At 45.4% G+C, this 7597-nt stretch carries 9 protein-coding genes; all 9 read left to right on the top strand.

All coding sequences use genetic code 11. From position 1 onward, the window contains the following. A partial coding sequence (locus HMPREF2801_RS05695) for a TnpV protein (RefSeq protein WP_070611120.1) occupies positions 1 to 312 on the top strand: 312 nt, incomplete at its 5' end. Positions 313 to 678: 366 nt separating this feature from the next. After that, on the top strand, positions 679 to 2598 hold the full coding sequence (gene tet(O), locus HMPREF2801_RS05690) for a tetracycline resistance ribosomal protection protein Tet(O) (RefSeq protein WP_002596250.1): 1920 nt from the start codon (positions 679 to 681) through the stop codon (positions 2596 to 2598). Positions 2599 to 2649: 51 nt separating this feature from the next. Further along, positions 2650 to 2823, top strand: coding sequence for a cysteine-rich KTR domain-containing protein (locus HMPREF2801_RS09065; RefSeq protein ID WP_008724758.1), 174 nt, complete (start codon positions 2650 to 2652; stop codon positions 2821 to 2823). 490 nt (positions 2824 to 3313) lie between these two features. Beyond that, positions 3314 to 3823, top strand: a complete 510-nt coding sequence (locus HMPREF2801_RS05680; protein WP_002596252.1) for a sigma-70 family RNA polymerase sigma factor — start codon at positions 3314 to 3316, stop codon at positions 3821 to 3823. Positions 3824 to 3918: 95 nt separating this feature from the next. After that, entirely contained in the window at positions 3919 to 4350 is a 432-nt protein-coding gene (locus tag HMPREF2801_RS05675; protein ID WP_002596253.1) for an RNA polymerase sigma factor, read from the top strand. Between the two features lie 76 nt (positions 4351 to 4426). Beyond that, the gene (locus HMPREF2801_RS05670; RefSeq protein ID WP_002596254.1) at positions 4427 to 4900 is read left to right on the top strand and encodes an RNA polymerase sigma factor; all 474 of its coding nucleotides are present in this window, start codon (positions 4427 to 4429) and stop codon (positions 4898 to 4900) included. 155 nt (positions 4901 to 5055) lie between these two features. Continuing rightward, positions 5056 to 6087, top strand: coding sequence for an AAA family ATPase (locus HMPREF2801_RS05665; RefSeq protein WP_070611119.1), 1032 nt, complete (start codon positions 5056 to 5058; stop codon positions 6085 to 6087). 330 nt (positions 6088 to 6417) lie between these two features. Further along, entirely contained in the window at positions 6418 to 6597 is a 180-nt protein-coding gene (locus HMPREF2801_RS05660; RefSeq protein ID WP_004613323.1) for a hypothetical protein, read from the top strand. Positions 6598 to 6603: 6 nt separating this feature from the next. Further along, positions 6604 to 7569, top strand: a complete 966-nt coding sequence (mobV, locus tag HMPREF2801_RS05655) for a MobV family relaxase (protein ID WP_002596256.1) — start codon at positions 6604 to 6606, stop codon at positions 7567 to 7569. The last annotated feature ends 28 nt before the right edge of the window (positions 7570 to 7597 follow it).

Raw genomic sequence — 7597 nt, 5'->3', positions numbered from 1 at the left:
CCGTGCTTAACTGTACCCGCCGAAGAAGAACAGGCAATAGGCATCTGGGGGCAACGGCATTTAGATTATCTAAAACAGTACCGTAAAGTTACATACACCAATCTTCTTACAAGCGGCAGGCTAAACGCCTACCTTGCCGACATCAACAGACAGGCACAGGAACGCTTTGAAAGGCTCATAGAGGGTATGAAACAGGCACAGGGCATAACGGAACAGCTAAAGGCAGAAAACGCCTTAGAATGGACAGGATGCCTCAATAACATAAGGGCTTGTGCGAGGGAGATTGTGGAAAAGGAAATTATTTTTGCATAAACAGATGATTAGTGGCAGGGGGAAATCCTGCCGCTTTTTCTGCTTTAGTTTGTCAGCTTGACAAATAAAGGGTTAAGGAATATAATTAGATTCAGTATTATACAAGGAGTTAATAAATATGCGGCAAGGTATTCTTAAATAAACTGTCAATTTGATAGTGGGAACAAAAAGTAGCAGTCTCGTTTCACTTTTAATATGGGGCTTAGTTTTTTGTACCCAGTTTAAGAATACTTTTATCATGTAATTTTATATGCCCGAAAACATATAAGTGTTTTGGGGCTATTGGAGTTATTTACCCAGTGATAGGAGTATTTATCACTGGGTATTTTTATGCCCTTTTTTGGGTGTTGATAGGAGGAAAATCACATGAAAATAATTAACTTAGGCATTCTGGCTCACGTTGACGCAGGAAAGACAACATTAACGGAAAGTTTATTGTATACCAGTGGTGCAATTGCAGAACTAGGGAGCGTAGATGAAGGCACAACAAGGACAGATACAATGAATTTGGAGCGTCAAAGGGGAATCACTATCCAGACAGCAGTGACATCTTTTCAGTGGGAGGATGTAAAAGTCAACATTATAGATACGCCAGGCCATATGGATTTTTTGGCGGAAGTATACCGTTCTTTATCCGTATTAGACGGAGCAGTATTATTAGTTTCTGCAAAGGATGGCATACAGGCACAGACCCGTATACTGTTTCATGCACTACAGACAATGAAGATTCCGACAATTTTTTTCATCAATAAAATTGACCAAGAGGGGATTGATTTGCCAATGGTATATCGAGAAATGAAAGCAAAGCTTTCTTCGGAAATTATAGTGAAGCAAAAGGTTGGGCAGCATCCCCATATAAATGTAACGGACAATGACGATATGGAACAGTGGGATGCGGTAATTATGGGAAACGATGAACTATTAGAGAAATATATGTCAGGGAAACCGTTTAAAATGTCAGAACTGGAACAGGAAGAAAACAGGAGATTCCAAAACGGAACGTTATTTCCCGTTTATCACGGAAGCGCTAAAAACAATCTGGGGATTCGGCAGCTTATAGAAGTGATTGCCAGTAAATTTTATTCATCAACGCCTGAAGGTCAATCTGAACTATGCGGGCAGGTTTTTAAGATTGAATATTCAGAGAAAAGGCGGCGTTTTGTTTATGTGCGTATATATAGCGGAACATTGCATTTGAGGGATGTTATTAGAATATCTGAAAAAGAGAAAATAAAAATCACAGAGATGTGTGTTCCGACAAACGGTGAATTATATTCATCCGATACAGCCTGCTCTGGTGATATTGTAATTTTACCAAATGATGTTTTGCAGCTAAACAGTATTTTGGGGAACGGAATACTGTTGCCGCAGAGAAAATTTATTGAAAATCCTCTCCCTATGCTCCAAACAACGATTGCAGTAAAGAAATCTGAACAGCGGGAAATATTGCTTGGGGCACTTACAGAAATTTCAGATGGCGACCCTCTTTTAAAATATTATGTGGATACTACAACGCATGAGATTATACTTTCTTTTTTGGGGAAAGTGCAGATGGAAGTCATTTGTGCCATCCTTGAGGAAAAATATCATGTGGAGGCAGAAATAAAAGAGCCTACTGTTATATATATGGAAAGACCGCTTAGAAAAGCAGAATATACCATCCACATAGAAGTCCCGCCAAATCCTTTCTGGGCTTCTGTCGGGTTGTCCATAGAGCCGCTCCCTATTGGAAGCGGAGTGCAGTATGAAAGCAGAGTTTCACTTGGATATTTAAATCAATCGTTCCAAAATGCGGTTATGGAGGGGGTTCTTTATGGCTGCGAGCAGGGGCTGTATGGATGGAAAGTGACAGACTGTAAAATCTGTTTTGAATATGGATTGTATTATAGTCCTGTAAGTACCCCCGCAGACTTTCGGCTGCTTTCCCCTATCGTATTGGAGCAGGCTTTAAAAAAAGCAGGGACAGAACTATTAGAGCCATATCTCCACTTTGAAATTTATGCACCGCAGGAATATCTCTCACGGGCGTATCATGATGCTCCAAGGTATTGTGCAGATATTGTAAGTACTCAGATAAAGAATGACGAGGTCATTCTGAAAGGAGAAATCCCTGCTAGATGTATTCAAGAATACAGGAACGATTTAACTTATTTCACAAATGGGCAGGGAGTCTGCTTGACAGAGTTAAAAGGATACCAGCCAGCTATTGGTAAATTTATTTGCCAACCCCGCCGCCCGAATAGCCGTATAGATAAGGTTCGGCATATGTTCCACAAGTTAGCTTAACAGCTTGCAAAAGTCATATAAAATGAGATTTGAAAGGATTAGAGACTAATTATGATGAAATGCGAATGGATATTGTGTCCTGTTTGTGGGAACAAAACCCGTAATAAAATTAGGAAGGACACTGTTTTGGAGAATTATCCCCTTTATTGTCCAAAATGCAGACAAGAAAGATTGATTAAAGTTGACAACTTGAAGATAACTGTCATCAAAGAGCCAGACGCTTAAGACGCAGAGCCGATGAAATTGTGGAACAATTCACGAATCATCGGCTCTTTTTGTTTCGTATTTGAAAGAACAAACTCACCAAATAAAAAAAACGATATTCGGGTGGGTTATTTTGTTATACCCTAAATTACCCTCTGAATTTGTTTTTAAATTTGGAGGGATTTTTTTATGTCCTTTTTTCGGGCAGTTATCTATCTGCTCATACGAAGCAAAATTTATCAATACATAGCATATCAGAGAACGGCAGGAAACCAGTTAAAAAAATTTCTGCCTATGCAACGGCACTTCCTGCCTTGAATGTAGAAGTACAATCTCCATACAACAGAATTAATATTTCCCATAACCGTAAAGGTCATAGAGCCTTTGCGGTTTTTCTTTTGTCGATTTTTGTTGGAAAGTGCCATAGGGCTATTAGTGGTGTTAGGTGTCGTTCGCCACCTCTCCATCTGGATTTTGAACATTTCAAAAATTCAGATGGGAGGTACTTACAGTGAAATACGCACCGAGAAAGGTATATATCAAGGAAAGCGGCAGATATGTGGAACTGTCCTATACGGATTTCTGCCGCCGCAGGGAATCCGACCAGACCTATATGGACAAGCTGTTTATCCCCATTCAAGGCTGTCTGCTTGAAGTCGTGAGGGAGCAATACACGGACTTCTACCGAGATAAGGAACGGTGGCGTTATCTGAAAAAATTAGATACGAAGAACAGCCTGCTTTCTCTGGATGGATTTACGGACAGCGAGGGGAAGCCTTTAGACTTTATCGCTGATGAAGCGGCAGACATTGCGGAAACCGTTGTCAATGCGGTTATGGTGGACAGGCTGAAAGCCGCCCTGCCTTTGCTGTCGGATAGTGAACAGGAATTGATACAGGCAATCTTTTTTGACGGACTTTCTGAGCGTGAAGTCGGGGCGAGGTTCGGCATAACCCAGAGCGTTGTGAACAAACGCAAAGCCAGAATCCTAAGAAAACTAAGAAAGATAATAGAAAATTAAAATTTAAGGCGTTCAGCCCCCTTGTTTTTTCCTTTGGGAAAATGAGGGGGTTTTTCTCTGCCCTCTCAATCAATTCTGATTGGAGGAAAAGAAGCATGGCATATAACCACGGACGGGAGGACAGGAAATGGCGTATCTGGAAAGAAGCGGAGGAAAAGCTGCTGCGTGAGTGCGGCGTTGATGAAGCGACCATTGAGCAGATACGCATTGCGGACAGGGCAGACTTCAATTCCAACAGGCGGTTTTACCGATGGACGAATGACATTGCGGAATACCTTGAGGACATGGCAGACAGGGAGCGGCAGACGGAAGTGGGTACGGTTGCGGAGTTACTGGACGAGATTGAGAGCGAAAATCTCTATCAAGTATTAGTCGCGGTGGACGGGCGTACCTTGAAAATCGTCCTGCTGAAAATGCAGGGGTATTCCACAAAGGAGATTGCCCCGCTCGTGCATTTGACGACTGGTGCCATCTATGCGAGGTTAGACCATCTGCGGAAGAAGCTACGAAAATTTTATAGCGTCTAAAACAGCCTGCCGTCCTGCGGGCTACTGGGTGAGGGATGGAAATCCCCTCACTTATTTTTTGCAGGAGGCAAGCGGGATGGCATACAGAGTTAAGGCGTACACGCTTCGGGAGGAATCCACGGAAAGCGGCACAAGGTATTTTATCAGCTTTAAGGACGGGCAGGGCAAATCCCACGAGTTGGAAGTGTCGGAACAGTTCTTTATGGAGTTTCGGCAGATGGAACGCAGGAACAGGAATCTCCTCCAATGGGACGAGCGGCACAGGGAGTTTTCGGAAGTATGGGACGAAACGCTGAACAGGCGGGCGTTGAAGCTGCCTAAGAGCATAGAGGAACAAATGATTGAGGCAGAACGGGCAGAACTGCTCTGTAAGGCGGTTGACGGACTGCCAGAGATACAAAGGCGGCGTTTCCTGCTCTACTACGAGTATGAGTTCAATTTTTACCAAATCGCCGCTATGGAGCATTGCACCGCTTCGGCAATACAGAAATCTGTTGCGATTGCAAAGGAGAAAGTAAAGGCGGAAATGAGGAAGTATCTCCAACCGTGACCGACACCGCCCGAAAAAGAAATCTGTTTTTTATTTGTGTGGGATTGGCGGCATTACATACTCTCACTTTTTCTTCGTGGGAGTAAATCTATTTTTAAGGAGGTCAACGCCTATGTGCAACGAAAACAAAAACACCGCCCGAAAGGAGGAAAGCCATGCAGAAGTTACAGACAGTCAACGCCGAAACGCTCCTTTATGAACCGCTTGAGAAGCCGTCCTTTGTGGTGGACAGCCTTATCCCCACAGGCTTGTCGCTGTTCTGCGGCTCACAGAAGATAGGAAAGAGCTGGCTCATGCTGAAGCTATGTTTATGCGTGTCGCAGGGACTTCCCTTGTGGGATATGCCGACAATGGAGGGCGACGTGCTTTACCTCTGCCTTGAGGACACGTTCTGCCGTATACAGGACAGGCTGTTCCGATTGACGAACGAAGCGAGCAGGCGGCTTCACTTTGCCGTGGCAAGCTGCAAGCTGTCAGACGGTCTTATCGTGCAGCTTGAAGATTATCTGAAAGATTACCCAAACAGCAGGCTTATTGTCATTGACACTTTGCAGAAAGTCCGTACAGCTTCAAAAGACAATGCCTACGCAAGCGACTATGGGGACATCTCACTAATCAAAGACTTTGCCGACAGGCATTCATTGGCGATCATTGTCGTACACCACATCCGAAAGCAGAATGACAGCGATGTGTTCAACAAGGTGTCTGGGACGACAGGCTTAACGGGGAGTGCGGACGCTACCTTTGTTCTGGAAAAGGAGAAACGGGCATCCGACACCGCCAAGCTGTATGTGACGGGCAGGGACACGCCCTATCAGGAATACACGCTGCGTTTCCGTGATTGCAGTTGGGAACTTGTGGAGAGAAAAACGCAGGAGCAGCTTGCGAAAGAAACGATACCAGACGTCCTTTTTCGGTTGGTGGATTTTATGAGGGATAAGGAAGAATGGGCAGGCACGGCAACGGAGCTGTTAGCCGCTATGAGGGAAACGGAAACCATACCCACGGTGATTACGAAATGGCTCAATGAATACCGCACCACATTTTTAAATGAGAACCATATCGTTTATCAGTACAGCCGCAAAAAACACGGCAGGCAGATTTCGCTTGCAAAGCGGGCGGGTGACAGCGGTGACGGTGGTGACAGCGATATTGGGATACCCCCTGTTACTGTCATTGACGCTTAAAGCCGTGTAAAGCTGGCGACTCTGCCCTGCGGGTGACAGCGGTGACGGCGGTGACAGTGATTTTAGGATACCCTGCCGCTGTCATCCCTGCGGGAGAACACCCCGTAAACGCAAAGTGCAGGCGTAGGATTTACCCGCCCTTTTCGGCGTGTAAAACCACCCCTGCGGTCAGAAAAATCCTTCCGATTTTTCCGACTGCGTTTACAGGGTGTAACACACTACACTTTGCCCTGCAAAGTCGTGTGCCAGACGTTCCCTCTGGACTCCCTTATGGCAGGTCTTACGCCCTGCTTATCCTACGCTCCACGCTTCGGATAAAAGAATGGCAGCATGACGGTGACGGCTCTTGCGAGGGGGTATTCCAAAAACACCGTCATCATCGACATGACCGTCATGCAGGGAATAAGGGTGACAGTTGAGGCAGTCGGTAGGGGGTATCCCAAAACTGCTGTCACCGCCGTCACCGCTGTCACCCAAAGGGCAGTTTACCCGCCGAAGAAAGGAAGATGATGAATTATGCCCTATGCAATCCTGCGTTTCCAGAAACGCAAAGCGGGCGGCGTTGCGGCTTGCGAACGCCACAACGAGCGTAAAAAAGAAGCCTATAAAAGCAATCCAGATATAGATATGGAACGCTCGAAAGATAACTACCATCTTGTGAATCCGCCGAGGTACACCTACAAGAAAGAGATTAACCGCATGGTAGCCGAAGCAGGGTGCAGGACGAGGAAAGATAGCGTGATGATGGTGGAAACGCTTATCACGGCTTCGCCAGAATTTATGAACAGCCTGCCGCCCAAAGAACAGAAAGCGTATTTTACGATGGCTCTGGATTTCATTTCAGAGCGTGTCGGGGAGAAAAATATCCTCTCCGCAGTCGTCCACATGGACGAGAGAACGCCGCATATGCACCTCTGTTTTGTGCCGATTACACCAGACAATAAGCTGTCTGCCAAAACAATTTTAGGCAATCAAAAGAGCCTGTCCGAATGGCAGACCGCCTACCATGAGCGGATGTCCTCACGGTGGAATCAGCTTGAAAGAGGTCAGTCCTCAATGGAAACGAAGCGGAAACATGTCCCCACATGGCTCTATAAGTTGGGCGGCAGGCTTGATAAACAGTATGAGGAAATTGTGTCTGCACTGTCCGACATCAACGCCTTTAATGCAGGGAAGAAGCGTGACAAGGCTCTGGAACTGATTGCGGCATGGCTCCCAGACGTGGAGAAATTCTCAAAGGAAATCAGTAAGCAGAGTGCCTATATCAATAGCCTAAAGGAGCAAATCGGGCAGGAATCAGACTATGCGGGGCGTATGCGTGATGAAAAGTATGAGCAGGAACTAAAGGTGCAGAAAGCGAACCAGAAGATATTTGAGTTGCAGAGAACCAACGAGCAGATGGGGCGGCTGCTCTCAAAGATACCGCCCGAAGTGTTGGAAGAATTGCAGAAAAACCATAAAAGCAGAGCGAAAGAAAGGTAGATATGTGAATGAAGAAACAGGATTTTAA

The sequence above is a fragment of the Peptoniphilus sp. HMSC062D09 genome (genome assembly GCF_001811425.1).
Classification (GTDB): Bacteria; Bacillota; Clostridia; order Tissierellales; family Peptoniphilaceae; genus Peptoniphilus_A.
Note: the sequence above shows the minus strand (reverse complement) of the source record. Positions and strands in the feature narration are given on the sequence as shown.

What these genes read in the sequence shown, in the direction of transcription:
- HMPREF2801_RS05675 (WP_002596253.1), top strand. Translation starts at nt 3,919, where the DNA reads ATGGCATATAACCACGGACGGGAGGACAGGAAATGGCGTATCTGGAAA.
- mobV (WP_002596256.1), top strand. Translation starts at nt 6,604, where the DNA reads ATGCCCTATGCAATCCTGCGTTTCCAGAAACGCAAAGCGGGCGGCGTT.
- HMPREF2801_RS05660 (WP_004613323.1), top strand. Translation starts at nt 6,418, where the DNA reads ATGACGGTGACGGCTCTTGCGAGGGGGTATTCCAAAAACACCGTCATC.
- HMPREF2801_RS05665 (WP_070611119.1), top strand. Translation starts at nt 5,056, where the DNA reads ATGCAGAAGTTACAGACAGTCAACGCCGAAACGCTCCTTTATGAACCG.
- HMPREF2801_RS09065 (WP_008724758.1), top strand. Translation starts at nt 2,650, where the DNA reads ATGATGAAATGCGAATGGATATTGTGTCCTGTTTGTGGGAACAAAACC.
- HMPREF2801_RS05670 (WP_002596254.1), top strand. Translation starts at nt 4,427, where the DNA reads ATGGCATACAGAGTTAAGGCGTACACGCTTCGGGAGGAATCCACGGAA.